Raw genomic sequence first — 23341 nt, forward strand, 5'->3', positions numbered from 1 at the left:
GCATAGACCCCGCGAGCGCAACCGCAACGACCTCCGTGGCTACAGACCGGGCACGCCCGCGAAGACTTTCAGAAAGACGTCGTGGATCTGCACTGTGGCGGCGTCGGAGTAAAAGCCCCGGCGCACCGAGCTCTCGCCCCGGTACAGCTCCGCTTCGACGGGGTAGTCCCCTTGGACGAGGTACGGGTGGGCAGCGGAGGGTTCGGGCAGCCGGTTCGCCGCCGCGAGCAACTCCGACCACACAGCGCCGGAAATCGGCTTGGTGACGTGCATGTCGGGTTCCTCGGACCCGTCGACCGTGCCGTAGTCGCCCTTTTTCAGCTCCACCGAGCCCGGTTTGGCGACGATGATGTACTCGTTGTGGTAGTTGGGCGTCGCGTTCCACGGGAAATGGTCGGTGGGCGGGTAATGGTTGCCGAGGTAGGTGTACACGACCGAAACGCCTCCGTCGTCCGCGACCGCGGGGGCGGCGGGCGCGAGCGCGGCCCCCAGCGTCGCGGCGAGGAGCAAACCCGTTCTACGCATGTGGCACACCTTACAGCATCACGAACTGGCCAGTCTCAGATATACGGCTGACGGCCTGGTTGGAGCGGTTCTCCGTTCGGATCGGCCGGCCACTGGCTGGGCCCCGCCATCTGGCTGAGCACGTTCGGCAGGCCAAGGGCCTCGTCCACTGGCGTGAGCGCAGCGTCGACAGGCCCCGAGCAGGCGGCGCGGTCGTCAACGATCTCCCCGCCGCGCCACTGGACGAGACGGGGTCCGCCTTGGCATGATCCGCCCGTGTCTGCGAGCGCCTGAAGCACCGGCCGTCCGCCCCCGTCGCGAAGCGGGGTCGAGGAGTGCGAGACGTCGTCGCCCGCGCCGTTGCGGACCACCAAGTCCGCCGAACCCGGCCGGACGGTGACGGTGTACGTGGCCCAGCCCAGCGCCCCTTGCCGCGCAGCGGGCACCGTGCGCGTGACGTCGACCGAGGTGGAGTCATCGGGGGCGGGAGCGGCGTCGGCCAACGCCGCCGAGGACAGCCCCGCAGCCGCGGCAGCAGCAAGAACAACAGCGGCGAGAACAAGCGTGCGCATGTGGCGTAGCTTACCTCCTCGCGGACGCCGTGACCATCTGCGATCGCCGCCCGAACATCCGCGCCGCCCAGCGACGCGGGGCTAACCGACCTGGCCTTCCAACACCGACTTGCCCAATGCGGCCTCGTCGGGCAGCTGGATCGGGTAGACCCCGTTGAAGCAGGCCGTGCAGAGCCGGGTGAGCGGTTGCTCGGTCGCGGCCACGAGCCCTTCGAGCGAAATGTGGCCGAGCGAGTCGGCGCGGATCGAACGACGGACGCCTTCGAGCATCCCCTCGGGCCCGTCCGCCCCGTTGGCGATGAGCTCGGTCGTGCTCGGGAAGTCGATGCCGTAAAAGCACGGCCAGCGCACCGGCGGCGACGCGATCCGCACATGCACTTCGACAGCCCCCGCCTCGCGCAGCATCCGCACCAAAGCCCGTTGCGTGTTGCCCCGCACGATCGAGTCGTCCACCACCACGAGGCGTTTGCCCCGGATGACCTCGCGCATCGGATTGAGTTTGAGCCGAATGCCGAGCTGGCGGATGGTTTGCGACGGTTGGATGAAGGTGCGCCCGACATACGCGTTCTTGGTGAGCCCTTGCCCGTAGGGGATGCCGGAGCCCTGGGCGTAGCCAATGGCGGCGGGGGTGCCGGACTCGGGCACGGGGATCACGAGGTCCGCGTCCACCGGGTGCTCTTCGGCGAGGCGGCGGCCGATCTCCACCCGCGCCGCGTGGACGGAGCGCCCGGCGATGACCGAGTCGGGGCGGGCGAGATACACGTACTCGAAGACGCAGCCCTTGGGCTGGGGGTTCGCGAACCGGGTGGAGCGGACCCCGTCCATGTCGATGGCCAGCAGCTCGCCCGGCTCGATGTCCCGCACGAACGAGGCCCCGACGATGTCCAACGCGCTGGTCTCGCTCGCCAACACCCAGCCGCGCTCCAACCGGCCCAGGCACAGCGGGCGCACCCCCCACGGGTCTCGGGCCGCGTAGAGGGTGTTCTCGTCGAGGAAGGTCAAGCAGAAAGCGCCCCGCAGGGTGGGCAGCAGCTTCAAGGCCGCCCGCTCGATCGCGGTGCGCCCGCCCAGGTCCTCGAGTTCGAGCTGCGGGTCGTCCGCCATGCGGGCGAGCAGTCCGCAGATGAGGTCCGAGTCCGTGCCGACAGTGTCCCGGTTGTAGTTCCTGGGGTCGACCCGCAGCAGGCTCGGGCTGGCCGTGCTGCGCTCGAGGAGTTCCAGGGTGTTGACCAAGTTGCCGTTGTGGCCCAAGGCGAGGCACCCGCCGGAGGCGACGGTGCGGAACACCGGCTGCGCGTTTTCCCACACCGGGGCCCCGGTGGTCGAGTAGCGGCAGTGCCCGATGGCGATGTGCCCGGTCAACGTGGAGAGCGAGGACTCGTCGAACACCTTGCTGACGAGGCCCAAATCTTTGACCACGAGGATGCGGCTGCCGTCGGAGACCGCGATCCCCGCCGCCTCTTGGCCTCGGTGCTGCAGGGCGTGCAAGCCGTAGTAGGAGAGTTTCGCGACGTCCTCCCCCGGGGCCCAGACGCCGAAGACGCCGCATTCTTCGCCAGGAGGGTTCTCAAGGGGGTCCGGAGCAGTGGTCACAGAAGATCTCCAAGCTGACGAGCGGGCTGTGCTGCGATCAGTCTACCGCGCGTTCCGCTCGCGGGCGAACCTTCCTCGGCCTCGTCCTCGCGCAACCTGCGCAGGACCGCGGCGGAAATCTCGGCCATCGCGTCGAGCTGGTCCGGGGCAAGGGCTTCGACGAACCAGCGGCGGACGTCGCGGACATGGCGCGGCGCGGCGCGCTCGACGGCCTCGCGCCCGGCCCGGGCGAGCACGACGAACGCCCCCCTGCCGTCGGCCGGGCAGTCGTCCCGCCTCACCAAGCCCCTGCGCTGCATCCGGGCGACCTGGCGCGAGAGGCGGCTTTTCTCCCAACCGAGCCGCGCCGCGAGCTCGCCGGGGCGAAGCCGGGGCTCGGCAGCCTCAGACAGCTCCACGAGCACGCCGTAGTCCGACTCGGACAGTCCGTCGCGCCGTTGCAGCTCGCGCCCCAGACGCGCCATCAGCACAGCGCGCATGTCGAGGAAGCCGCGCCAGGCGGCGGCCTCGCGCTCGTCGAGCCACCGGGGCGGAATAAACCCGGCGCCGGGATCGTTTCCGATTCTAGTTGACATATCAACTACTTTATCCAAAGATCGGAAGGAAACGTCATGCCAGCCATCACCGCGGACGTTCTCACCCTGCCCCGGATTCCCGCCCCGGACCCGGCCACGACCACCGAGCGCCCGGTGCGGTCGGTGACCACCGCCCCCTCGGGGTTCGAAGGCGAAGGCTTCCCGGTGCGCCGGGCGTTCGCCTCCGTGCCCGCCGCAGCACTGGACCCGTTCATCCACATGGACCAGATGGGCGAGGTCGAATACGCCCCCGGCGAGCCGAAAGGCACGCCATGGCATCCGCACAGGGGGTTCGAGACCGTCACATACATGATCGACGGGACCTTCGAGCACCGCGACTCGAACGGCGGCAGCGGGACCATCCTGGACGGCGACACCCAATGGATGACCGCGGGCCGGGGAGTCTTGCACATCGAGCGCCCGCCCGAGCAGCTCGTGGCCTCCGGAGGGCTCTTCCACGGCGTGCAGCTCTGGGTGAACTTGCCGCGCGCGCAGAAACTCGTCGCGCCGCGCTATCAAGACATCCGGGGCAAACAGGCCGCTTTGGCCGCCTCGCCCGACGGCGGCGCGCTGGTGCGCGTCATCGCTGGCGAGCTCGCGGGACAACGGGGCCCAGGGGCCACCTCGACCCCGATCACCATGGCCCACGCCACGATCAGCCCCGGGGCCCGGCTCGCCCTGCCGTGGCGCGCGGACTTCAACGCCCTGGTGTACGCGCTGGCCGGAACCGGGTCCGTCGGCAGCGAGGCCCGGCCCGTCCGAAAGGGCCAGCTCGCCGTGTTCGGCAGGGGCGACGTGCTCACCCTCGCCGCGAGCGCCGCGCAAGCTTCCGCGGAACCAGCGCTCGAAGTGCTGCTCCTCGGCGGCAAACCGCTGCGCGAGCCCATGGTGCAGTACGGGCCGTTCGTCATGAACACGAAGGAGGAAGTGATCCAGGCCTTCGAGGACTACCAAGCCGGCCGGTTCGGCGTCGAGCCCGCCGAAGACCCGCCCCGCACCGTCTGAACCGCGCGCACCAGAACCTCCGCCACCGGGAAGACCAGCGCGATCCTGGCATTTGTTGCATGGGTCACATAGTTGCGAACTGTGATTTATGCCCCACTTATCTCGTGATAGCAGGCAAATACTTCACTCGGGAAGGGTAGAATCAAGTGATCCAGGCAACTCGAATATCTGGGACTGAGGAGACAGAGCGATGAAACGGCGCACATGGCTGGCGGAGCTGGACCCCGTCGCCGACGAGGCCTACTGCGAACGACTGGCAACTCTTTCGGAAGGGTCCGTGCGACGGTCGTTCAACCCCTTCACAGACATCGACTGGGACTCGCCCGAATTCGCGGTGACCCCGAACGACCCGCGCTGGATCCTGCCGCACGCCGACCCGATCGCGAGGACCGACTGGTACCAGTCCCTCTCCGAGGAACAGCAGATCGAGGTCGGGATGTGGCGCCAGGCCACGGTCGCCAAGACCGGGCTGCAATTCGAAGTCGCCCTCATCCAAGGCATGGTGCGCTACGCGGTCTCGCTGCCCAACGGCTCGCCCGAGTACCGGTACTGCACCCATGAGGTCGCCGAGGAGTGCAACCACAACCAGATGTTCCAGGAGATGGTCAACCGCATCGGCGTCCCCGTGACCGGCATGGGCAGGTTCCACCAGTTCCTCACCAGCTACGGGGCCCAAGTCTTGGCGGAGCTGTCCCCCTCGGCCTTCTTCGCCTCGGTGCTCGCCGGGGAAGAGCCGATCGACTACGTCCAAAAAGCCATCCTGCGCGAAGGCAAAGCCCTGCACCCGATCATGGAGCACGTCATGGCGATCCACATCGCCGAGGAGGCCCGGCACATCTCGTTCGCGCACGAGTTCCTGAAACTGCGCACTCCCCGCGCGAGCCGCCTCAAGCGGTTCGCGCTGTCCCTCGCCTACCCGCTCATCATGCGCTACGTCGAGGAGCTGATCGTGGTGCCGCCGAAGTCCTTCTGGGACCGGTTCGACATCCCCAAGTCTGTGAAGAAAGAAATCTTCTGGCAGTCCGAGGAGTCCCGCGATTTCCGCCGCCGCCTGTTGGCGGACTCGCGCGCGCTGGCGCACGAGATGGGCATTATGAACCCGGTCGCGAAACTGCTCTGGCGACTGCTGTCCATCGACGGGCGCCCGTCGCGGTTCCGCAGCGAGCCGCAGCGCCGCCACTTCGAGCCTCGGGCTGAAAAACCCGCCCTCGTGGCCTGACCCGGCGTTCGGACCCGCAGCCCCCATGCCGCACGTCATCACCCAGTCCTGCTGTAGCGACGGGTCCTGCGTTTTCGCCTGCCCCGTGAACTGCATCCACCCCACCCCGGACGAACCGGGCTTCCTGACGGCGGAGACGCTGCACATCGACCCCGCCGCCTGCGTGGACTGCGGGGCCTGCGTGCACGCCTGCCCGGTGGACGCGATCGCGCCCGACTCGAAGCTCACCGCCGAACAGCTGCCTTTCCTCGAAATCAACGCGTCGTTTTTCCCGAAGGGGAGCCGCAAAGCGTGGTTCAGCCCCATGCTGGCCCCCATCCCCGAAGCGCCGAGGCTCCGGCCGCGCCGGACCCCGCTGCGGGTCGCTGTGGTCGGATCGGGACCGGCAGGCATGTACGCGGCGGACGAGCTGCTGACGCAGGCGGGCGTCGAGGTGAACGTCTTCGACAAACTGCCGACGCCGTACGGGCTGGTGCGCGCGGGCGTCGCCCCGGACCATCAGCGCACGAAACATATCGCGAAACTTTTCGACCAGATCGCCGACCAAAAAGGCTTCGCCTTCTACCTGAATGTCGAGGTCGGGCGCGACATCACCCATGAGGAGCTGTTGCGCCACCACCACGCGGTGGTCTACGCCGTCGGCGCCTGCTCCGACCGCCGCCTGAACATCCCCGGGGAGGAGTTGCCGGGCAGCTTCACCGCGACAGAATTCGTCGCTTGGGCCAACGCCCACCCGGAGCAGGCCGAATTGCCCGTCCAGTTGGACCACGAGCGAGCGGTCATCGTCGGCAACGGGAATGTGGCGCTCGACGTCGCCCGCATTCTGACCATGGACCCGCGCGCCCTCGCGGCCACCGACATCTCCTCCGCCGCGCTGGCGGCGCTGCGCACCAGCAGCGTGCGCGAAGTGGTCCTCGTCGGACGACGGGGGCCGGAGTTCTCCGCGTTCACCATGCCCGAGCTCATCGGCCTGACCAACTCGGCACAGGTGGTGCTCGACCCACCGGCGCGCGCGCTGGTGCGCCAAGCCCTCGCGAGCGCCGAGGACCCTGTCCGCACAGAGAAATTGGGGCTTTTGGCCACCCTGGCGACCCGGCCCTCCGGCTCCGGCCGCCACATCCGGCTGCGCTACCGGCTCACCCCCGTGCGGGTTGTCGGGCAGGACCGGGTGGAGAGGGTCGAATTCTCTGCGACGAACACGGCCTTCGCGGCCGACAGCGACGAAGCCGAACGGTCCCCCGAGCCGACAAGCATGGCGGCGGGGCTCTTCGTCACCTCGATCGGCTACCGGGCCTTGCCGGTGCGCGACCTGCCTTTCGACGAGTCAGCGGCGGTCGTCCCGAACAAAGACGGGCGGGTTGTCGAGCCTGGCACAGGCGAGGCGAAACCCGGGGCCTACGTGGTCGGGTGGATCAAACGCGGCCCCAGCGGGTTCATCGGCACCAATAAAAGCTGCTCCCGCGAAACCGTGCGAGCGTTGGTCGACGACTACAACAACGGGCTGCTGCCCGATCCTCCCGAACGCCCCTCGCAGCTGGAAAAACTGGTCCGCGCGCGACAGCCGGAAACCGTCAACCGCCAAGGCTGGCACAAAATCGACGCGGCGGAGATCGCCAGGGGCCGGGCGGCGGACCGGGTCCGGGACAAATTCAGCACGACGGCGCAGATGCTCGCCGCCGCGAACGCCCGGCCGTGACCCTCACCCTCGGACGTAGGCGACATCCTGCGCGTGGACGGTGAAACCCAGCCCCCGATAGGTCGCGAGCGCCGGGGCGTTCGTCTGCTCGACATAAAGCTTGGCCTGGGCCAACCCACGGCTGCGCGAGCCATTCCCGCAATTTCTCGATGCTCCATCCGCCCTGCTCCGGGTGCCGGTCGAACGCGGCGCTGTTCGGCGGGCTCTCATTTCGGCGGCTCCCCGAAAGCGCTCGCACCATTCTTGGTGATCGTCTGAGGCATGAACGCCTTATTCATATAGCTTGGATCGTACGCGAAGTACGGGCTGCTCCAGTTTGTGGCCAAGGCGTGGTTCTGGTTCACGGTGAGGTCGAAGCTGTAATGGCCGGCTGTCGCGAAACTCGCCTCTCGGAAAGACTCGCTCAGCCCGGTCTTCGGGGGTATGTGCGGCGCTGTGACTGTTTGCGCGTGCGCGGTCCAGTAGGCGGCGAGCTTGTCGAACGCCTCCTCCGCAGTGCCCTCCGGGTAATGCACCCAGTAGAAGACAAGGAGTTTGTAGGGGCTGTCCTTATCAGATCCGTGATCGTTGACTTTGTAATTGGTCGAGCCGCCGAACCCGCTGTCGGATGGACCGTCGCCTATCGCGTAATCAGCGTAAGACCAGCCGTCTGGGAGGCTTCGCAGGGATTCCTGCAAGTACGCGGTGATCCGGTCGCGGGCTTGTTCCGCTGTGAAGCCTGGGATGGGTTTTTTGGCCACCGGCCCTCCGTTCATGGCGTGGTCGATCTGATGGTTCGCCCAACCGCATCCGCTGACTCCGAAAGGAAGCAACGCCACAAGCGGCAACCGGAGCGCTTTACGGTTCATCATGGGTTATTGTTGTAGGCACGGGAACATCACCGTGACGGAATCGAGAGGAGAAACAAGGCGTATCTCCAGTAAAAGACGGCGGATAACCAGCAAACCGGGATGGCCTGACTTCAATTCTTAAGATGTATCCATCGGGAGAGGTTCCTACCCTATTCGGCTTCTCGGAATTTTCCCGTTCTTCAACACGCCATCCCCACGAGTGCCATACATCTCCGGTTTTTCTTACTAAGTCCGCAAAATCTGTTTTCTCCGCGACATGCATATCACGGCTATCGTAGTAGTGTATAGGCGCATTCTCTCCATCAATTCGGTCATCGCAAGTGTCCACCCCGCCGCCAGCGCCGCCATAACGGGCATTGTCAAGCGCAATTACCGTAGGGACCTCTTGAAGAGTGCGGCGCATATAATCATATAATGTTTCCTGCGCCTGCTTTCGGGTCAGTTCTGTGTGCATTGGTGATCCTCCTGAGGTGACAGGACTTTGCGCGTGGGTATGTTCCACAAGGCTTCTGCCTGCATTTGAGCATCCCGTCAATGTTGCGAGAGAGGCAATGAGAAGGACGGAGATGGTAAAAGAATTCAGCACAGGTCGCTTGTGTTGACTCATTCTTCATGCTCCGGTTCTTGTCCGTCGATGATTTTGCCGGTGTTCTTCAAGCCTTCGCTGTCTCGCTTGAAGTAGCTGCTATGCGCAGACCATCCTCATGAGTCATCGCGTGTGATCACTGGGGGTATGGGAACATGGTCATCACGCAACTCCGGTGGGAAGCAAGGAGTGTTTCCGCCGAAAGATGGCGGGAAGGAGGCAAACTGCGGCGGACGCGCCGTTATGTTCAGCGAGTACCCATCTGGCGAGTAGCCGTAGCGATTAGGATTGTCTGATCCTTTTCGTTCTTCCACGCGCCATCCCCATGAACGCCAGACATCTCCCACTTTTGCGACTAATTCAGCATAATCAATGCCCTGCGGCACGCGCATGTCCCGATAGTCATAATAGGAGATAGGCGAATTCTCTGAATCGATTCGGTCTTCGCATGTGTCCACACCACCGCCTGGGCTCAGGCGCGTGTTATCAAGCGAAATACCTTGCGGCAGTGCTTGAAGTGTTTTTCGCATATACTCATACAGGACTTCTTGAGCCTGCCACTGGCTTGATGGCTGAGATACGTTAGTCATGGTATTTTTTTCTGATCTATGGAATTTTCTTGTTTCGGAATTGGGCGTTTGAACGCTAGCAGGACCACCGCAACCTCCCGCGAGGACTACTGCCAAAACGCAGAGAAGCGTCAGCCGTCTACACCGGACTACTTTAGCTGTAGAAATACTCATTCATGCTCCGGTTCTTGTCCGTCGATGATTTTGCCGATGTTTTTCAAGCCTTCGCTGCCTGGTTCGAAGTAGCTGCTGTGCGCGTCGAGGCTCAGGCCGGTTCCGTACCCGTCTGGCCCTGGGTCGGTTTTGAACTTGGTGACGTCGGTCCAAGTGTGGGGGTCAACACCGAGGGGGTGGACGCCGACGCCGTCCCCGGCGTTCGCCACTTTGATGACGTCGTTTTCCGCGAGCGCGTCGAAGACCCTCGCGTTGGGGTTGAGGTCGAGCTCGCTCGCGCTTGCGGCGAACGCTCCTGGGGAGCCGACCTGTATCACCGCGTCTGCGTCGAGATGGTTTCCCCCGGTGGCGGCAGCGCCGACGACGGAGGCGCCGTAGCTGTGCCCGATGACCGTCTGGTGGGCGCGGCCTAGGTGCTCGTCGTCGTGCGAGGCGCGGATGCCCGCCTGGTACTCGCTCAAGTACGGCGCTCCGTCTTTGGCGAATTTGGGGTCACCGGCCCATTGGTCGGAGCCGTCCAACTGGCCGGTGATCGGGTCGTAAGCGGTCATGGGCCGGTCGTAGCACATCCACGTCGTCACCGAGACGTCACCGGCCTTCAAGGTCGGATCTGCGTTTCGCGCCGCTATCTCCATATCCTGTGCGTGTCCGTCGCAGATGCCCATTCGTGAGAGGTCTTGCCCGGTCCCTGGGACGAAGGTGTCCACTTTTTTGGCGTAGTCCGAGTTGTTGATGGCGAGGGCGGCGTGCCCTTTGCCGTCCACGAAGGTGAGGAATCGCGGCGGGTTGCTATTGCCCAAAGTCCGTTTGAGGTTGTCCAGGCCGTCGATCTCGTGTCGCAGCTCGTCTGTTTTCCTCTTCCAGTCCTGGTACGCGGCGCTGCCCATCGGGAGGTTGTCCGGCCCCCAGTCAGGCGCGTGCCGGTTCAAATCGTCCAACTGCGCTTGTTTCTCGGCGCGAATCCTCTTCAAGTTCTCCTTGTTGTAGTGGTCGCGCCCGAGGTGGTCGGGCGGGTCGACAGGGATGCCCCCATGGTTGCCGATATCGGGGTACCGCTTGTAGATGTTGTTTTTCTCGTCCTCATTGAGCTTCGACCACAGATCCCGCAGCACATACGGGTCTTTGGGAATCGGTATGACACCGTCCGCGATCCCTTTCGCGGTGTCGTGGGCCGTTTTGTCCGGGTCGTACGGTGTGTAGGGGTGGCCGTTCGCGTCCAACGCGAGGCTGTTGAAGTCCATCGCCTCGCGGACCTTCGCGCCCCACTCGCGACCGAGGTCTTCGAGCTGCCCGACGAGGTTTTTAAGGTCTTGGGTCAGCTCTTGAGCCTTGAACTGGAGCAGCTGCCCGACCTGCCACGGAGCCCCAGACGGGACCGAACCGGGTTTGACATGCACGGCGAAGTCCTGGGCGACCTCGAACGGCTCCCCGCAGTCCCAGGTCTGCGACCCGTCCGGCGAGGCCACGAACATCGCCATCCCCTCCACCCCGGCGACGAACTGGCGCGCGGTGTTCGCGGACTCCGACAAGTACCCGCCTGCCTGCTTGTACGTCTCGGCGGCGTGGAGCAGCATTGCGTGCTCTGCGCCGTAGGTGCGCCCGAAGCCCTCCGCGCGCTCTCGCAGCGCGTCCGAGGCCGCGCCGGTCCACTCCTGCCCGCCAGCGGGAAAACGCAGACGCTTGGGGAACTGCGCCTGCTCGTCCGCGATCTTCCCCGCCCGAGACTGCAACGCCTGCGCCGCCGTGCTGAGCACGGAAGGGTCCAGTTTCTCCAACAGGGCGCGGGTGAACGGGGCGCTCATGTGCCCACCCCCGAGCGCTCGATCACCGCCGCGCCGTCCTCGTCGGTCGCCCCAACGGTGTCGGCTGCCTCGACAACGGCGTTCCCGAGCCAGTCGTGCCCGTCCGCGAACCGCCGCAAATACGCCTCCTGCCCGTCCGCCACAGCCCGCAGCGCGTCCGCCACGTCCAAGCCCTCCAAACCGGCAGCGGCCTCCCGAGACGAAGCCGGCGTCTGGTCCGCCCGCAACCCCTCGCCGTCCGCCAACACCTCCCGGCCCGCCTGCCGGGCCTTGTCCACATCCAACCGTAACGTCATCGACGCGCCCCATCTCGGGCTTGTTTCACCAACGCCTCACGCTGGCGCATCTGCACAGCCTTCTCGCCCGAGTACACCGCGAAACGCGAGCCGCCCATCTCGACCACCTGGTCCGGCGCGATCGGCGGAAGGCTCCGACGCGCGGCCTCCGCCCGCTGCCGAGCCGCCGCGTGCTGGTCCGCCTCCTCCTCGCCCATGCGGTCCATATAGTCGAAACGCTTCACAGCAGGGCCAACATCCTGATACCCCCGCCACTGCCCACGATGCAACGCCATACGCCCGTCTTCTCTCCTGGCTCCACGTCGCCAGATGGCGATTCGGTGTTTTTGTGGGCTCGATCATACATGCTCACCCAGCTTCTGTCACGAGCCTGTCGGTCACTTTTAGGAAGTTCTCGATCAAGCCAAAAAATTACTAAAATACCTGTTTGATAAATAATTTCTCAGAGAAGCCAGCAGCAATAAAGTATTATTTGGGAACAGGTGCTTTTGAGCTAAAACAGATAGCGTTGCGACCGTGACGAGATGCCCTCGGCATAAATCGTCCGACGATGGTAGAGCGCGCCATACGTGGCCTCGACCTCGATGCGCTCGTGCGAGCGCGTGAAAAACGGCGCATGACACGCGCCGACTTGGCCCGCCTCACCGGCCTTTCAACCTCGACCATCCAGAAATGGGAGAGCGGGGCGACATCCCCGAATATCGAGACCTTGGCGAAAGCCGCCGCAGCGCTCGGTGTCCCAATGCGCCGCATCATCAAAGTCCCCACCAAACGGCGCACACTGGCAGACTGGCGGCGCCTTTCCGGGCTCAGCCGAACCAAACTTGCCCGAGCAGCCGGTCTCACCACGCCCGCTCTCGCAGCCCTTGAACGAGGCGAAAGCCAACTCACCGACGAGAAGGCCGACCGAATCGCACCACACCTGAAAGCCACACACGCCCAGCTCCACGCCGCATGGCAGCGCGCCCGCGAACGGCCACCAGGCACACCGGCCTAGACGACGGCGCAGATGCTCGCCGCCGCGAACGCCCGGCCCTGAACCTCACCCTCGGACGTACGCGACGTCCTGCGCGTGGACGGTGAACCCCAGCCCCCGATAGGTCGCGAGCGCCGGGGCGTTCGTCTGCTCGACGTAAAGCTTGGCCTGGGCCAACCCCTGGTCCCGCAGGTGGCGCAGCCCGACCAAGGTGAGCGCCTTGCCCAAGCCCTTGCAGTGGCATGCCGGGTCCACCCCGAGGACATAGACCTCGCCGAGCTTGTGCTCGGTCTGCGTCTGCGGATGGGTCCTGGTCCAGTGGAAACCGATCAGGCGGTCCTGCTCATCGCGGGCCAAAAAGATCCCCGCCGGGTCGACCCACGGCTGCGCGAGCCGTTCCCGCAGTTTCTCGATGCTCCATCCGCCCTGCTCCGGATGCCAGTCGAACGCGGCGTTGTTCACTCGCAGCAACTCTTCGTCGTCCTGGGGGCCTTGGTACTGGCGAACCGACACGCCGTCGGGGAACACGGGTTCGGGCAGCGGGGGGTAGGCGAGCCATCGGCGCATCTGGCACAGGGTGCGCACGGGCACGAGGCCGTTGCGGCGGACGATGGCCTGCGAGGCGGGACTGTTCTCGTGGTCCCACAGGTAGGCTCCCGGGCCGGCTTCGTCCAGGGCGGCGCGGACCAGCCTGCCGCCGAGGCCGCAGGAGCGGTGCTCCGGACGGACCTGGACCTCGACCATGGCCGGTTGGCCGGGCCGGCCCGGCTCGATGACGGCGAAGCCCGCTTCGCCGCCCTGCGCGTCCCGCGCGAAGAGCCGCCGCGTCCCATTGGGCAGCTCTTCGCGCACGAGGTCGTCCATGTGTCAGCGAGCCGCCTGTTCGACGGCTTCGCTTTCCTCTGCGGATTCTTCTGCCTGGTCATCGTCGCGACGACGGTCTTTCGAGCGGACGTTGGGGCGCACTGCCTTGTAGCCGACGTTGCGCACGGTGCCGATGAGCGCCTCGTACTCGGGGCCGAGTTTGGCCCGCAAACGGCGCACATGCACGTCCACCGTGCGGGTGCCGCCGAAGAAGTCGTACCCCCACACCTCTTGCAGCAGTTGCGCGCGGGTGAAGACCCGGCCCGCGTGCTGGCAGAGGTATTTGAGCAGCTCGAACTCTTTGTAGGTGAGATCGAGCGTCTTTCCCCGCAACCGAGCGGTGTAGGTGCCCTCGTCGATGACCAGCTCCCCCAACGTCACCTTGTCGGAGCCGCTGCTCACCGCGGCCCGGCCGCGCAAAAGGCGCAGCCGCGCGTCGAGCTCGGCAGGGCCGATGCTCGCCAGGAAGAAATCGTCAATGCCCCAGTCCGAGGACAAGGCCACCAATCCGCCCTCTTGGAACAAAGCGGTGAGGACCGGGGAGGTCCCGCCGCCCGCGAGCACCCGGCAAAGCCCCCGTGCCGACCCCAAATCGGTCCGCGCGTCGACAATGACGACGTCGACCGGACCGACGTCGACCAATGCGGAAAAGTCCGGCACGATGACCCGCACGCTGTGGGCGAGCAAGCCCAATGCGGGGAGGGCGGCCTCTGGACGAGGGTCGGCGCTCATGAACAACAGGTCCATCGCGCCTCCAAATATGTCGTCTCGATCATCAATTTCTCGGCCGTTCGTCACAGAACCCACGACGATTGCGGCACTCATACTGTATCGCGCGCTGTCCTGCCCGCGCGCAATGCACAATGAAGCGATGTGGAAAAAGGTCCTTCTGGGCTTCGCGCTCCTGTGCGGGGTGCTCGTGCTCGCCGACTTTTTGCTCGCCGCGCACTCCGAATACCGCTTCTCCCGGGCGGTGCGGGGGGCCAGCGGCCTCAAAGGCGACCCCTCCGTCACCATCAGCGGATTCCCCTTCCTGTGGCACAGCGAACGCGGGCGGTACGAGAAGATCACCATCCAAGCGGCCGACGTGCCGCTCGGCGGGGGCCGGTACGCGGACATGGAGGCGACGCTGGGCGAGGTCTCCAGCGCGAAACGCGGATTCGCCATCCTCGGGGCCGATCGGCTCCATGTGAATTTCGCGAAGGCCCGCACCCAGCTCGACGCCCGGAACCTCGGCCGCTACCTGAACATCCCCGACCTGCGGATCTCCTCGGCCACAGCGCGCGCGCAGCAGATGCCGTACAGCTTTCCGCTGTTGCGCCGCACCCTCACCACCTATGGCGTGGTGCTGACCGGGACCATCCACCTCGGCGACGGCTTCGCCAGCCGGGTTGCCGTCCGCGCGGCGATCTGGCTCGAAGGCCAATCGGTGCGGATCGTGCCGGTGAGCCCCTACACGGGTTTGGAGGCCCCCGACGCCGTGCCCACCCCGCCGGGCTCGGAGTCCGACGTGCTGAACCTGTTCAACATCACCCTGCCGCAACTTCCGCTGCCATTCGACATCGCGGCGGAGCAAGTCAGCGTCGTGGGCTCGAAAATCGTGGTGGAAGGACAAACGAAGGAAATGGACGTGACCCCGCAACGGTTCTATTTCGCATGAACGCATCTCTGCCGCTCATCGCTTTGGCCGTCGCGCTGATCGTCGGCGTCGCCGTCGGGGCGCTGTGGCGCTCCCGACAAGGCAAAATCCGCCTGGCCAAACCCGGCCCTTCGGCGCCGGACCCGCATGTGGACGAATTGGCGGGGCACGGCGTCGGCTCCGGGGAGCCGGTCGTCATGCATTTCTCCGCCGCCTGGTGCGCGCCGTGCTCGGCTGCGCGCGCCGTGATCCAATCTGTCACCGCCGAGGGCCGGGGCCGGGACGTGGAGCTCGACCTCGACGAGCATTCGGCCTTGGCGCGCAAGCTCGGCGTGCTGTCGCTGCCGACCACGCTGGTCTACAACGGCGAAGGGACACTGGTGGCGCGCATCGCGGGCGTGCCGAAAGCGGACAAACTGCGGGCGCTGCTCTGAGCGGGCCCGCGCACCGCTCGCGATGCAGGCGCGGGCGGTCGCGTATGCTGGGCCCCATGGTTGTGCGCCTCACGAGTCGTCGTGCCCTCGACCAGGGCCGGTGCAGCTCGCAGCTGTGTCCGGCGAGCTGACAGACGCTCCGGCGTCCCAGACTCCTCGATAACAGAGCCCCACAAACCTTTCAGGAAATCTCCCCATGACCGCTCCCCCTGTCGGCCACGTCGACGTCCGAGGCCCCCGGTTCGCCGCGACCGCCACCACTGTCGTCCTCGCCGCCGCCCTTGTCCTTTCCAGAAGCAACCAGTTCGCGGCGTTGGCCCTGCTCGCGCTGCAAACGGCGGTCTTCGCCATCACTGCTGCCGTCGGGCCGAAGCGCGGCCCGTACGGGCGGCTCTACGCCACGTTGATCGCGCCGAGGCTCGGCCCGGCGCGGGAGCACGAGCCCGTCGCGCCCCTGCGGTTCGCCCAGCTCGTCGGCTTCGTCTTCGCCGGGACAGGTGTCCTCGCCCTCACGCTCGGCCTCGCCCTGCCGTCGGCCGTCGCGTCCGCGGTCGGCGTCGTCGCCACCGCGTTCGCGCTGTTCGCCGCTTTCCTCAACGCGGCGTTCGGCATCTGCCTCGGCTGCCAGCTCTACCCCTTCGCGTTGCGCCTTCGCCCACAGACCGCCTCCGAGGCTTGACGGGGAAACCCGACTGACAGAAAGGATCTGCCATGTCCCGTGAGCATGTGCTCGTCAGCGCCGATTGGGCCGCAGAGCATCTGAACGATCCCGCCGTTGTGTTCGTCGAAGTGGACGAGGACACCGAGGCGTACGAGTTCGGGCATCTGCCTGGAGCGGTGCGCCTGGATTGGCGCACCGAGCTGCAAGACCCGGTGCGCCGGGATTTCGTGTCCAAAGAAGGCTTTGAAAAGCTGCTCTCTTCCAAGGGGATCGCACGGGAGGACACCGTGGTCCTCTACGGCGGGAACAACAATTGGTTCGCCGCCTACGCCTACTGGTACTTCACCCTGTACGGGCACGAGGATGTGCGCCTGTTGGACGGCGGCCGGAAGAAATGGGAACTGGACGGGCGGCTTTTGACCGCGACCGTGCCCGACCGCCCGACGACCGACTACAAGGCCAGCGAGCCGGACACGTCGATCCGCGCCTTCCGCGACGAGGTGATTTCGGCAATCGGCACGGCGAACCTGGTGGACGTGCGCTCGCCGGACGAGTTCTCCGGCAAGATCCTCGCCCCAGCGCACCTGCCGCAAGAGCAGAGCCAACGCCGAGGCCACATCCCCGGCGCGATCAACGTGCCGTGGAGCAAGGCCGCGAACGAGGACGGCACCTTCAAGTCTGACGAGGAACTGCGCGAACTGTACACAGGCGCGGGCCTTGACCCCGGCAAAGAGACCATCGCCTACTGCCGGATCGGCGAGCGCTCCTCGCACACCTGGTTCGTGCTCAAAGAGCTCCTGGGCCAGGACAAGGTGAAGAACTACGACGGCAGCTGGACCGAGTACGGCGCCCTCGTCGGCGTCCCCATCGAACTCGGCGCCTGAGAGCGCGAGAAGGAGGAACACATGTGCGCAGCGCCTCGTCAAGGCCAAACCTTGCCCGTGAGCGTCAATTTGGAGAAAGAGACCGTGCTCACCGGCCGTGTGCTCGACGCGGAAGGATCGCCTGTGCCCGGAGCGTTCGTCCGGCTCCTGGACGGCGCCGACGAGTTCACCGCGGAAGTGGTGACCTCCGCGACCGGCGATTACCGTTTCTTCGCCGCGCCCGGCGTCTGGACGTTGCGCGCGATCTCGCGCCGAGGCACCGCGACGGTGGAAGTGCGGCCGGAGGGCGCGGGAGTCCACGAGCACATCCTTGTCGTCTCCGCCTGATACGCTAGAGCCATGGTCGTGCACTTTTTCGAAGCCCTCCTGGTGATCTCTGGCGTCGTCATCGTCTGGTTCGGCGGGTACCTGGCGAAGTCGCTCTTCACCGGCTCCAAGTGAGCGACCCGGCCCCGAAGAACCTCCCCGCCCTGCCGGGGCTGCCGTTGCCTGAGGACACGGCGAACCTGCGATTCGGCCCGGATCTGTCCCCGCAGCTGTTGGGGCTTTTGCCGTTGGTCGGTGTCTGGCGCGGGGAGGGCGAAGCCCATGAGCCTGGTCGGGGCGACTACCGCTTCGGCCAGCAGATCGTCGTCGCCCACGACGGCGGGGACTATTTGGTGTGGGAGTCGCGCGCGTGGCGGATCGACCAGGAGGGGAACTACGCCGGGCCCGACGCCCGCGAGTCGGGCTACTGGCGCATCGCCGCGAATGACGACATCGAGCTGGTCCTCACCCATGCCAGCGGGGCTGTCGAAGTCTATTACGGCAGGCCGCGGAACCAGATCTCGTGGGAGCTCGGCACCGACGTCGTCGTGCGCACGAGCTCCGGTTCCGCCAGCGCTGCCGCGAAGCGCCTGTACGGAATCATCTCGGACCCGGCGGCGCACGACAACGGGGAAGGCTCGCTGTCGGAGCGCGCCGGCGGCGACCTCGCTTATGTGGAGGAGCGCGGAACTGGCGACGGCGAGTTCTCCCCGTCGCGCTCGGCGCGTCTGCGGCGCTTCATCGGCTGAACCCGGCGTTCTGTTCGCCTGATTCGCCCAAGCGGCGGATCAGGCCAGCGCCGCATCGACCAGGGGGCGCAGATCCAGGGCGCCGTCGGGGTGGCGCAAGGGCTCCCCGTCCAGAACGCGCACCCGGCTCGCGAGCGTGATGGAGGCGGTCAGCCACACCCCGTCCGCTGCGCGCAGATCCTCCTGGGTGAGAGGTTCGGCGACGCATTCGAGCCCGATTTTCTCCGCGTGGCGGAACAAGGCGCGCATCGTCGTGCCGTGCAGGATGCCGTCGTCGGGCACGGGAGTGACGAGCTTGTTCCCCTTGGTCAGCACAACCGTGGTCGTCGGTCCTTCCAGCACCTGGCCCGCAGCGTCGAGAAAGATCGCTTCTGCGGCCCCGCGCTCAGCGGCGTAGCGCAACGCGGCCATGTTGACCGCGTACGAGAGCGTTTTCGCGCCCAGAAGCAACCATGGGGCGCGCGCGCCGAGGTCCGCGGGGAAACCGCGCTCCAACGTCACCGCGCTGACGCCGTGGGCTCGTTTGGCAAAAGTCGCCTCGGGCACGGGCGAGAGGTACACGAATCCTGTCGGCTGCCGCTGCTCGGCAGGCACGCTCTCCCGCCCTCGGGAGAGCACCAGACGCAACACGCCCTCGCGCGCCGGGTCCCACTGCCCCACGGCGACCGCCACCGCGGCCGCCCATGTCTCGGACGGCACAACCGGCAGCCCCATCCGCCGCGCGGAGCCCGCGAGGCGTTCGAGGTGCAGGTCGAGTTTGAGCGCCGTGCCGCCCCGGACCAAGACGGTCTCAAACACCCCGTCTCCTCGCAGCGCCGCCAAATCGTCGACGTGCAAAAAAGCCGCCGAGGGATCATGGGCCTGGCCGTCGAGCGAGACGAGGAAGGAGGTGGGCATAGTCGAAGCTTACTGGTGCGCCCCATCGAAGGGGACGACGCCGTTGGACGCGGGAGCCACGGCGCCGAGGATCACCTTTTGCTCACAATTCGGCGCAACGGACCAGAACGGGCCGCGCGCGCAGCTCGGGCGACTACAGTCGCTACCGCGCAAAGCCCATGTGTAAGGAGGCCTGATGCGAACCTTGTCTGCTCTCTTGGCAGTTTCCGCCGCTGGTGTGACCGCCAGCCTGTTCCCCGCCCCCGCCTTGGCGATCGGCGACGCGCCAGCCGTGTGCGACGTCGCGCGCGCCCACGCCTCGGCCGTGTTCGACGCGTCCAACGCCTTCACCGACGTGCTGCACAGCCAGGGCGACCCGACCGCCGAAGCGGCCCAGACGAAGTTCCGCGCGACGCAAACCGACCTCGTCCAGAAACTGCACGCCGAAGCCGACGCGATCGACGGCGAGGCGGTGCCTGCCGATTTCCAGCCGGCGACGAAGCGCTACACCGCCGCGGAGCGCAAATTCGCCGACGCGCTCGTGCAAGGCGACCTGGATTCCTTCCAATCGGACGTGGACGAGCGCAATTCGGCGCAGCACGCCCTGTTCGCCCAATGCAACAACGCCATCGGCGCACAATCGCAGGGCTCCAGCGACAACAGCCCGCCGAGCGCGGGCGACAGCGGCCCGCAGGCCCCCGCGCAGGACGGGTCCTCGGCGCCAGCGGGCGAGTAGCATGGAGCCATGACCCCGAACGCAGCCGTCCTGCCGCCGCAAAACTGGCCGGACCAGGGCGTGCCGTGGCATTACGGCAATCCGCTCGGGGAACAGCGCGCCGCAGCGGCGGACCGCGCGGTCGCGGACCGCTCGAACCTGGACGTGATTCGGCTGACCGGGCCGGAGCGTCTGGCGTGGTTGAACAAAATCGTCACGCAGAAAGTGGACGAGCTGCCTGCGCCGTCGTGGGTGCAAGCGTTGGTGCTCGACGCCCATGGCCGGGTGGAGCACCATATGGAGGTCCACGAGACCGGCGAAGAAGCCTGGCTGGTCACCGAGCCGGGGCACGGCGAAGCGCTGCTCGCCTATTTGGCGAAAATGGTCTTTTGGGCGGACGTCGCCCCCGAGCCCGCCCCGCAACACAAAGTCCTCGCCGTGTACGAGGGCGCCGCCCGCCGCCACCTCGTCCTGTCCCCCGAGCAGTTCGCGCCGCGGTGGAGCCAACTCGTCCAGGGCGGCGCGCGCCCGGTCGGGACATGGGCCGTCGAGGCGTTGCGCGTGGCCGCGCTCGAACCCCGGCTCGGCGCGGACACGGACGAGCGCACCGTTCCCCACGAAGTCGGCTGGGTGAACCCGAGGGGCAGCGCGCTGCCCGAGTGGAAGGCCGTGCATCTGGGAAAAGGGTGCTACCGAGGCCAGGAGACAGTTTCGAAGATCGCGAATGTCGGGCGGCCCCCGCGCCAACTGGTCTTGCTGCACCTGGACGGCGAGACCTGGGGCGACTTGCGTCCGGGCGAGACGGTGCTCGACGAGGGCGGCTCGTCTGTCGGGCGCCTCGGCACTGCCGTCGCGCACTACGAGTTCGGGGATATCGCCCTCGCCCTGGTCAAACGCGGCCTGAGCCCGGAGGCGCCGCTGATCGTCGCGGGGCGCCCCGCGCAGCTCGATCCCGGCTCCTTTCTTCGTGAGGAAGAGCACAAGCCCGGCCGGGACGCCGTGAGAAAATGGCGTTTGGCGAGCACTGCGGACAAAATTGTTCCGTGAGTACGGTGGGGATCGTGCGCGGCGGCTTCAGGGACGCGCTATCATGAATCCTGTAAGCCAATAAATGTGAACACACATGGGAACCAACCCCCTCAGGTTTCCCATCAGCGCAAGGGGGTTCCCCGTGGGCCGTGGCCGTGCCAAAGCAAAGCAGGCAAAGGTGGCGAGGTCGCTTAAGTACAACTCGCCCAACACAGATTTCGACCAGCTCAAGCGCGAGCTGGCAGGCTCTGGCGGCGATCAGTCCGACGAGGAGCAGTGGTACGAGGCCGAGCCCGAACGCCGGTACTAGCGCGAGCGGTGCTCATGGGAGGCTTGGCGGCATTCGCGCATCCTCGCAGATTCTCAGACTCGCAGAACCTCGTCCTCAGAGGACGTCTTCCTCGCAGAGCCTGATCCCTGCGGAGCGCAGCACGAGGACTGATTTCGGCTCGGCTCCGCAACTCGCCGGTCGTGGGGGCAATGTCTCCGACGCGATGGACACGAGAAATCGCTGCTGCGCGCCGGGCATCGTTTGGAGCACAATCTCGACATCGCCGTCCTCGCGCTCTTTCGCGCGCAGAACCCGCGCGTTGCGCCCGCCCTGCCCCGCGGCCGCGCCGAGCACCGCGATCTCCGCGACCTGCTCCCTGGCCGTCAAACAGGTCCGACCACGCAAGCCTTCGAGTTCGATTCGTCCTTCGCCGCTTGCTCGCGCGGTTGCCACCGCGGCCTCGGGGCTGAGCCTGCCGTAGACGCTCCCGTCGGGGAGGAAAATCACCGACGGGGCGAAACGATGACCGCCCGTGTGCGAGCATTCCCACACGTCGTGCCCCGCCTCGGCGAGGGCCTCGGCCACCGGCCTGCCTCGCACCGCGCAGCATTGGTCCCGCCGCCCGTGGGCGCACACCAGCACCGGACGCGCCTGGCGCCAACCCGGCAGCCGTTCCCAGGCCGCCTCGTCCCAGGCGAACAGCGGCTCCGGGTCCAGCTCGATCAATGCGCGCAGATCGGCGAACTCCAGCTCGCGGGCCTGGCTCGACCCCGGGTCCAGCTCCGTTGTCGCCAGCACCGCGCGCTGGCCGGGCTTGGCGAGGCGGCGGGCCCGGCGGCGGCGAACACACAGGAGCCTCGCGTCGGCCCGCTCGGCCCATTGGGCCACAGCGTCGGTGAGCGCGCCGAAAACTTCGGCCTCCAGAATGTCTCTGCCCCAGGGTCCAGGATGCTCCAGGCACAACCAACGCCGTCCCGAACCGGCAGTGCCCGCCAAGGGCTCGTCAAGCGCTGAAACTGCTGAACAACTGAGGTCCACACGCTCCACTGTAAGGCACAAAGCCCCGCTCCGGACACGCCCTCCGGCCGCCCGAGCCGCCGTTTTCCTCAGGGAGTTGCCAGGCGGGCATGTTTACAGTGGATGCGGAAATGGTCCCGACACGGAGGTTTGACCCATCATGATGCGACGCACGCACCGCCTCGCCGCCCTGCTGGCCGCGGCAACGACAACGTTCGGCTCCGCCGCGACCTCAGCCGCCGACACCGAGCCAGGCGGGCCGCAGCCCCAACCCAGCGCGGCGGAGTCCTGCGCGGCGCTCGCCGAACCGGCCGCGGATCTGAGCGAGCTGAAGGAGAAAGTTTTCCGACTCGCCGGGAGCGCGGGCAACGCGACCAAAAACGGCATGGATTTCGGCAGCTTGATCGCGCTGTACGGCCAATCGCAAGACATCTTGCACTCGCTGCGCGACGAGAGCGCCGCCTTGCGGACCGCGGGCGACGAAGTGCGAGATCCGCAGCTGCGCGACTCGGCCGTCGCGCTCGCGGACACTTTCGACGAAGGCTCCGCCCTGGCAGACCAGTTCACCAACCCGGCAACCCCGAAGCCGCAGGGCGAGGATCTTACCCACAAGGTGACAGACCTTTCCAAACACGCCGCGGTGTCGTTGCAGCGTTTCGGGGACAGCTATCAGAAGACCTGCGGGGTGGACCTCGGCCTCGGCGGCCTCACCGCGATGGCGAAAAGCTTGACCGGCGCGAACCCGCCCCAACAACCGCCCGCGCCCACAGCGCCTGGCCAGCTGTCGCCCGCGCCGGCAGCTCCGAGCGAGAAGACGGACAACGCGCCCGCGCTGAGTTCGAACAAATCGCTCCTCGCTCCTGCGCCCGTCAAATAAGACCGGAAACGACAAGCGCCGCATTACAGTGGCCCCATGACCGAAGCCACGATCCAGCCCCGCGCTGACCGCGAGATCCTCCTCGACATCCTGGCCGTGCAACGCCAATCGCTCATTGCCAGCTGCCACGGCCTGACCGAGGACCAGGCGCGGGCGAAGCCCACCAGTTCGAGCCTGAGCCTCGGGGGCCTGGTCAAACACGCCGCTTACGCAGAACGCAACTGGGTCTCCCTGGCGTTCACCTTCTGGGCCCCTGGCCAACAACCTCCGGGCGGCGGGAGCGAAGCCTTCACGCGAAGCTTCCAACTCGCAGCGGACGAAACATTGGCGCAAGCCATCACGGACCTGCGGCTCGCCGGGCAGCTCACCGAAGCGTATTTCCGCGCGATACCCGACGAAGCCTACGAGAAGTCCCTGCCGATGCCCGCGCATCCCTGGCTTTCGGTTTTCCAATCCGAACTTTCCCCGCGCTGGTTGCTCGCCCACATCATCGACGAGCACGCGCGTCACGCAGGCCATGCCGACATCATTCGAGAAAGCCTGGACGGCGCGAAGGCCTACCCGCTCTGGCGAGCGGCTTTAGGGCTGCCCGCCGAGTAGG

29 protein-coding genes are annotated in these 23341 nt (G+C 66.6%); 15 read left to right on the top strand and 14 right to left on the bottom strand.

Going from position 1 to position 23341, the window contains the following annotated elements:
* Positions 1-39: 39 nt before the first annotated feature.
* From SROT_RS15190 to SROT_RS15205, 4 genes are all read right to left on the bottom strand, one after another.
* Positions 40-525 (bottom strand): hypothetical protein, encoded by a 486-nt coding sequence (locus SROT_RS15190; RefSeq protein ID WP_013139904.1) that lies wholly within the window; start codon positions 523-525, stop codon positions 40-42.
* A 35-nt stretch (positions 526-560) separates the two neighbouring features.
* Complete coding sequence (locus SROT_RS15195) at positions 561-1076, bottom strand: hypothetical protein (protein ID WP_013139905.1); 516 nt, start codon at positions 1074-1076, stop codon at positions 561-563.
* An 81-nt stretch (positions 1077-1157) separates the two neighbouring features.
* Positions 1158-2669, bottom strand: a complete 1512-nt coding sequence (gene purF / locus SROT_RS15200) for an amidophosphoribosyltransferase (RefSeq protein WP_013139906.1) — start codon at positions 2667-2669, stop codon at positions 1158-1160.
* Positions 2666-3244, bottom strand: coding sequence for a MarR family winged helix-turn-helix transcriptional regulator (locus SROT_RS15205; RefSeq protein WP_013139907.1), 579 nt, complete (start codon positions 3242-3244; stop codon positions 2666-2668). The genes purF and SROT_RS15205 overlap by 4 nt, the downstream gene beginning before the upstream one ends.
* A gap of 36 nt (positions 3245-3280) precedes the next feature.
* Between SROT_RS15205 and SROT_RS15210 the strand changes: the two genes are divergently transcribed.
* The 3 genes from SROT_RS15210 (at position 3281) to SROT_RS15220 (ending at position 7164) form a co-directional block, all read left to right on the top strand.
* Positions 3281-4249 (top strand): pirin family protein, encoded by a 969-nt coding sequence (locus tag SROT_RS15210; RefSeq protein WP_013139908.1) that lies wholly within the window; start codon positions 3281-3283, stop codon positions 4247-4249.
* 190 nt (positions 4250-4439) lie between these two features.
* Positions 4440-5468: an AurF N-oxygenase family protein gene (locus SROT_RS15215; protein WP_013139909.1), complete on the top strand. Its 1029-nt coding sequence runs from the start codon at positions 4440-4442 to the stop codon at positions 5466-5468.
* A 25-nt stretch (positions 5469-5493) separates the two neighbouring features.
* Positions 5494-7164 carry an FAD-dependent oxidoreductase gene (locus tag SROT_RS15220; RefSeq protein WP_013139910.1) on the top strand — a complete coding sequence of 557 codons (1671 nt, stop codon included), beginning with the start codon at positions 5494-5496 and terminating at the stop codon, positions 7162-7164.
* 206 nt (positions 7165-7370) lie between these two features.
* Here SROT_RS15220 and SROT_RS15225 read toward each other — a convergent pair whose 3' ends face one another.
* From SROT_RS15225 to SROT_RS15240, 6 genes are all read right to left on the bottom strand, one after another.
* Entirely contained in the window at positions 7371-8015 is a 645-nt protein-coding gene (locus SROT_RS15225; RefSeq protein WP_013139911.1) for a hypothetical protein, read from the bottom strand.
* Entirely contained in the window at positions 8002-8469 is a 468-nt protein-coding gene (locus tag SROT_RS16260; RefSeq protein ID WP_245535320.1) for a hypothetical protein, read from the bottom strand. The genes SROT_RS15225 and SROT_RS16260 overlap by 14 nt, the downstream gene beginning before the upstream one ends.
* Positions 8470-8717: 248 nt before the next feature.
* Positions 8718-9191, bottom strand: coding sequence for a hypothetical protein (locus tag SROT_RS16265; RefSeq protein ID WP_245535321.1), 474 nt, complete (start codon positions 9189-9191; stop codon positions 8718-8720).
* Positions 9192-9340: 149 nt separating this feature from the next.
* Positions 9341-11146 carry an alpha/beta hydrolase gene (locus SROT_RS15230; protein WP_013139914.1) on the bottom strand — a complete coding sequence of 602 codons (1806 nt, stop codon included), beginning with the start codon at positions 11144-11146 and terminating at the stop codon, positions 9341-9343.
* On the bottom strand, positions 11143-11442 hold the full coding sequence (locus SROT_RS17335) for a hypothetical protein (RefSeq protein WP_013139915.1): 300 nt from the start codon (positions 11440-11442) through the stop codon (positions 11143-11145). The genes SROT_RS15230 and SROT_RS17335 overlap by 4 nt, the downstream gene beginning before the upstream one ends.
* The gene (locus SROT_RS15240; RefSeq protein WP_013139916.1) at positions 11439-11717 is read right to left on the bottom strand and encodes a hypothetical protein; all 279 of its coding nucleotides are present in this window, start codon (positions 11715-11717) and stop codon (positions 11439-11441) included. Before SROT_RS15240 ends, SROT_RS17335 begins: the two co-directional genes overlap by 4 nt.
* Before the next feature lie 275 nt (positions 11718-11992).
* Between SROT_RS15240 and SROT_RS15245 the strand changes: the two genes are divergently transcribed.
* Positions 11993-12439, top strand: a complete 447-nt coding sequence (locus tag SROT_RS15245; protein ID WP_013139917.1) for a helix-turn-helix domain-containing protein — start codon at positions 11993-11995, stop codon at positions 12437-12439.
* A 45-nt stretch (positions 12440-12484) separates the two neighbouring features.
* On the opposite strand, the gene mshD is transcribed toward SROT_RS15245, so the two are convergent.
* Together mshD and SROT_RS15255 are read right to left on the bottom strand one after the other, a co-directional pair.
* A complete protein-coding gene (gene mshD, locus SROT_RS15250) occupies positions 12485-13282 on the bottom strand; it encodes a mycothiol synthase (protein WP_013139918.1) in 798 nt (265 codons plus the stop codon).
* A gap of 3 nt (positions 13283-13285) precedes the next feature.
* The gene (locus SROT_RS15255; protein ID WP_013139919.1) at positions 13286-14029 is read right to left on the bottom strand and encodes a winged helix-turn-helix transcriptional regulator; all 744 of its coding nucleotides are present in this window, start codon (positions 14027-14029) and stop codon (positions 13286-13288) included.
* A 124-nt stretch (positions 14030-14153) separates the two neighbouring features.
* On the opposite strand from SROT_RS15255, the gene SROT_RS15260 reads away from it, so the two are divergent.
* The 6 genes from SROT_RS15260 to SROT_RS15285 all read left to right on the top strand — a co-directional run bounded on the left by SROT_RS15260 (position 14154) and on the right by SROT_RS15285 (position 17955).
* On the top strand, positions 14154-14942 hold the full coding sequence (locus SROT_RS15260; protein ID WP_148223472.1) for an LmeA family phospholipid-binding protein: 789 nt from the start codon (positions 14154-14156) through the stop codon (positions 14940-14942).
* Positions 14939-15355, top strand: coding sequence for a thioredoxin family protein (locus tag SROT_RS15265; protein ID WP_013139921.1), 417 nt, complete (start codon positions 14939-14941; stop codon positions 15353-15355). Before SROT_RS15260 ends, SROT_RS15265 begins: the two co-directional genes overlap by 4 nt.
* 196 nt (positions 15356-15551) lie before the next feature.
* Positions 15552-16034, top strand: a complete 483-nt coding sequence (locus SROT_RS15270) for a DUF4395 domain-containing protein (RefSeq protein WP_013139922.1) — start codon at positions 15552-15554, stop codon at positions 16032-16034.
* A 32-nt stretch (positions 16035-16066) separates the two neighbouring features.
* The gene (locus SROT_RS15275) at positions 16067-16900 is read left to right on the top strand and encodes a sulfurtransferase (RefSeq protein WP_013139923.1); all 834 of its coding nucleotides are present in this window, start codon (positions 16067-16069) and stop codon (positions 16898-16900) included.
* Between the two features lie 21 nt (positions 16901-16921).
* Positions 16922-17227 carry a DUF1416 domain-containing protein gene (locus SROT_RS15280; protein WP_013139924.1) on the top strand — a complete coding sequence of 102 codons (306 nt, stop codon included), beginning with the start codon at positions 16922-16924 and terminating at the stop codon, positions 17225-17227.
* Between the two features lie 65 nt (positions 17228-17292).
* On the top strand, positions 17293-17955 hold the full coding sequence (locus SROT_RS15285; protein ID WP_148223473.1) for a heme-binding beta-barrel domain-containing protein: 663 nt from the start codon (positions 17293-17295) through the stop codon (positions 17953-17955).
* Between the two features lie 39 nt (positions 17956-17994).
* On the opposite strand, the gene SROT_RS15290 is transcribed toward SROT_RS15285, so the two are convergent.
* Entirely contained in the window at positions 17995-18852 is an 858-nt protein-coding gene (locus tag SROT_RS15290) for an aminodeoxychorismate lyase (RefSeq protein WP_013139927.1), read from the bottom strand.
* Between the two features lie 175 nt (positions 18853-19027).
* Here SROT_RS15290 and SROT_RS15295 point away from each other — a divergent pair, with 175 nt between their 5' ends.
* The 3 genes from SROT_RS15295 to SROT_RS15305 all read left to right on the top strand — a co-directional run bounded on the left by SROT_RS15295 (position 19028) and on the right by SROT_RS15305 (position 20885).
* Complete coding sequence (locus SROT_RS15295; RefSeq protein WP_013139928.1) at positions 19028-19567, top strand: hypothetical protein; 540 nt, start codon at positions 19028-19030, stop codon at positions 19565-19567.
* A gap of 9 nt (positions 19568-19576) precedes the next feature.
* Positions 19577-20593 carry a CAF17-like 4Fe-4S cluster assembly/insertion protein YgfZ gene (gene ygfZ / locus SROT_RS15300; RefSeq protein WP_013139929.1) on the top strand — a complete coding sequence of 339 codons (1017 nt, stop codon included), beginning with the start codon at positions 19577-19579 and terminating at the stop codon, positions 20591-20593.
* A 160-nt stretch (positions 20594-20753) separates the two neighbouring features.
* Positions 20754-20885, top strand: a complete 132-nt coding sequence (locus SROT_RS15305) for a DUF3073 family protein (RefSeq protein ID WP_425358190.1) — start codon at positions 20754-20756, stop codon at positions 20883-20885.
* A gap of 75 nt (positions 20886-20960) precedes the next feature.
* Here the strand turns inward: SROT_RS15305 and SROT_RS15310 are convergent, their stop codons facing one another.
* Positions 20961-21884 (bottom strand): ferredoxin family protein, encoded by a 924-nt coding sequence (locus SROT_RS15310; RefSeq protein ID WP_013139931.1) that lies wholly within the window; start codon positions 21882-21884, stop codon positions 20961-20963.
* A gap of 139 nt (positions 21885-22023) precedes the next feature.
* Between SROT_RS15310 and SROT_RS15315 the strand changes: the two genes are divergently transcribed.
* Positions 22024-22740 (top strand): hypothetical protein, encoded by a 717-nt coding sequence (locus SROT_RS15315; protein ID WP_013139932.1) that lies wholly within the window; start codon positions 22024-22026, stop codon positions 22738-22740.
* 36 nt (positions 22741-22776) lie between these two features.
* Positions 22777-23340 (top strand): DinB family protein, encoded by a 564-nt coding sequence (locus SROT_RS15320; RefSeq protein ID WP_013139933.1) that lies wholly within the window; start codon positions 22777-22779, stop codon positions 23338-23340.
* Position 23341 lies beyond the last annotated feature (1 nt).

The sequence above is a fragment of the Segniliparus rotundus DSM 44985 genome (assembly GCF_000092825.1).
GTDB classification, from domain to species: Bacteria; Actinomycetota; Actinomycetes; order Mycobacteriales; family Mycobacteriaceae; genus Segniliparus; species Segniliparus rotundus.

Excerpts from the sequence above, each read along its gene's own strand:
- SROT_RS15190 (WP_013139904.1), bottom strand. The coding sequence starts at position 525 with ATGCGTAGAACGGGTTTGCTCCTCGCCGCGACGCTGGGGGCCGCGCTC.
- SROT_RS15195 (WP_013139905.1), bottom strand. The coding sequence starts at position 1,076 with ATGCGCACGCTTGTTCTCGCCGCTGTTGTTCTTGCTGCTGCCGCGGCT.
- SROT_RS15205 (WP_013139907.1), bottom strand. The coding sequence starts at position 3,244 with ATGTCAACTAGAATCGGAAACGATCCCGGCGCCGGGTTTATTCCGCCC.
- SROT_RS15210 (WP_013139908.1), top strand. The coding sequence starts at position 3,281 with ATGCCAGCCATCACCGCGGACGTTCTCACCCTGCCCCGGATTCCCGCC.
- SROT_RS15215 (WP_013139909.1), top strand. The coding sequence starts at position 4,440 with ATGAAACGGCGCACATGGCTGGCGGAGCTGGACCCCGTCGCCGACGAG.
- SROT_RS15220 (WP_013139910.1), top strand. The coding sequence starts at position 5,494 with ATGCCGCACGTCATCACCCAGTCCTGCTGTAGCGACGGGTCCTGCGTT.
- SROT_RS15225 (WP_013139911.1), bottom strand. The coding sequence starts at position 8,015 with ATGATGAACCGTAAAGCGCTCCGGTTGCCGCTTGTGGCGTTGCTTCCT.
- SROT_RS16260 (WP_245535320.1), bottom strand. The coding sequence starts at position 8,469 with ATGCACACAGAACTGACCCGAAAGCAGGCGCAGGAAACATTATATGAT.
- SROT_RS16265 (WP_245535321.1), bottom strand. The coding sequence starts at position 9,191 with ATGACTAACGTATCTCAGCCATCAAGCCAGTGGCAGGCTCAAGAAGTC.
- SROT_RS15230 (WP_013139914.1), bottom strand. The coding sequence starts at position 11,146 with ATGAGCGCCCCGTTCACCCGCGCCCTGTTGGAGAAACTGGACCCTTCC.
- SROT_RS17335 (WP_013139915.1), bottom strand. The coding sequence starts at position 11,442 with ATGACGTTACGGTTGGATGTGGACAAGGCCCGGCAGGCGGGCCGGGAG.
- SROT_RS15240 (WP_013139916.1), bottom strand. The coding sequence starts at position 11,717 with ATGGCGTTGCATCGTGGGCAGTGGCGGGGGTATCAGGATGTTGGCCCT.
- SROT_RS15245 (WP_013139917.1), top strand. The coding sequence starts at position 11,993 with ATGGTAGAGCGCGCCATACGTGGCCTCGACCTCGATGCGCTCGTGCGA.
- mshD (WP_013139918.1), bottom strand. The coding sequence starts at position 13,282 with ATGGACGACCTCGTGCGCGAAGAGCTGCCCAATGGGACGCGGCGGCTC.
- SROT_RS15255 (WP_013139919.1), bottom strand. The coding sequence starts at position 14,029 with ATGGACCTGTTGTTCATGAGCGCCGACCCTCGTCCAGAGGCCGCCCTC.
- SROT_RS15260 (WP_148223472.1), top strand. The coding sequence starts at position 14,154 with ATGTGGAAAAAGGTCCTTCTGGGCTTCGCGCTCCTGTGCGGGGTGCTC.
- SROT_RS15265 (WP_013139921.1), top strand. The coding sequence starts at position 14,939 with ATGAACGCATCTCTGCCGCTCATCGCTTTGGCCGTCGCGCTGATCGTC.
- SROT_RS15270 (WP_013139922.1), top strand. The coding sequence starts at position 15,552 with ATGACCGCTCCCCCTGTCGGCCACGTCGACGTCCGAGGCCCCCGGTTC.
- SROT_RS15275 (WP_013139923.1), top strand. The coding sequence starts at position 16,067 with ATGTCCCGTGAGCATGTGCTCGTCAGCGCCGATTGGGCCGCAGAGCAT.
- SROT_RS15280 (WP_013139924.1), top strand. The coding sequence starts at position 16,922 with ATGTGCGCAGCGCCTCGTCAAGGCCAAACCTTGCCCGTGAGCGTCAAT.
- SROT_RS15290 (WP_013139927.1), bottom strand. The coding sequence starts at position 18,852 with ATGCCCACCTCCTTCCTCGTCTCGCTCGACGGCCAGGCCCATGATCCC.
- SROT_RS15295 (WP_013139928.1), top strand. The coding sequence starts at position 19,028 with ATGCGAACCTTGTCTGCTCTCTTGGCAGTTTCCGCCGCTGGTGTGACC.
- ygfZ (WP_013139929.1), top strand. The coding sequence starts at position 19,577 with ATGACCCCGAACGCAGCCGTCCTGCCGCCGCAAAACTGGCCGGACCAG.
- SROT_RS15315 (WP_013139932.1), top strand. The coding sequence starts at position 22,024 with ATGATGCGACGCACGCACCGCCTCGCCGCCCTGCTGGCCGCGGCAACG.
- SROT_RS15320 (WP_013139933.1), top strand. The coding sequence starts at position 22,777 with ATGACCGAAGCCACGATCCAGCCCCGCGCTGACCGCGAGATCCTCCTC.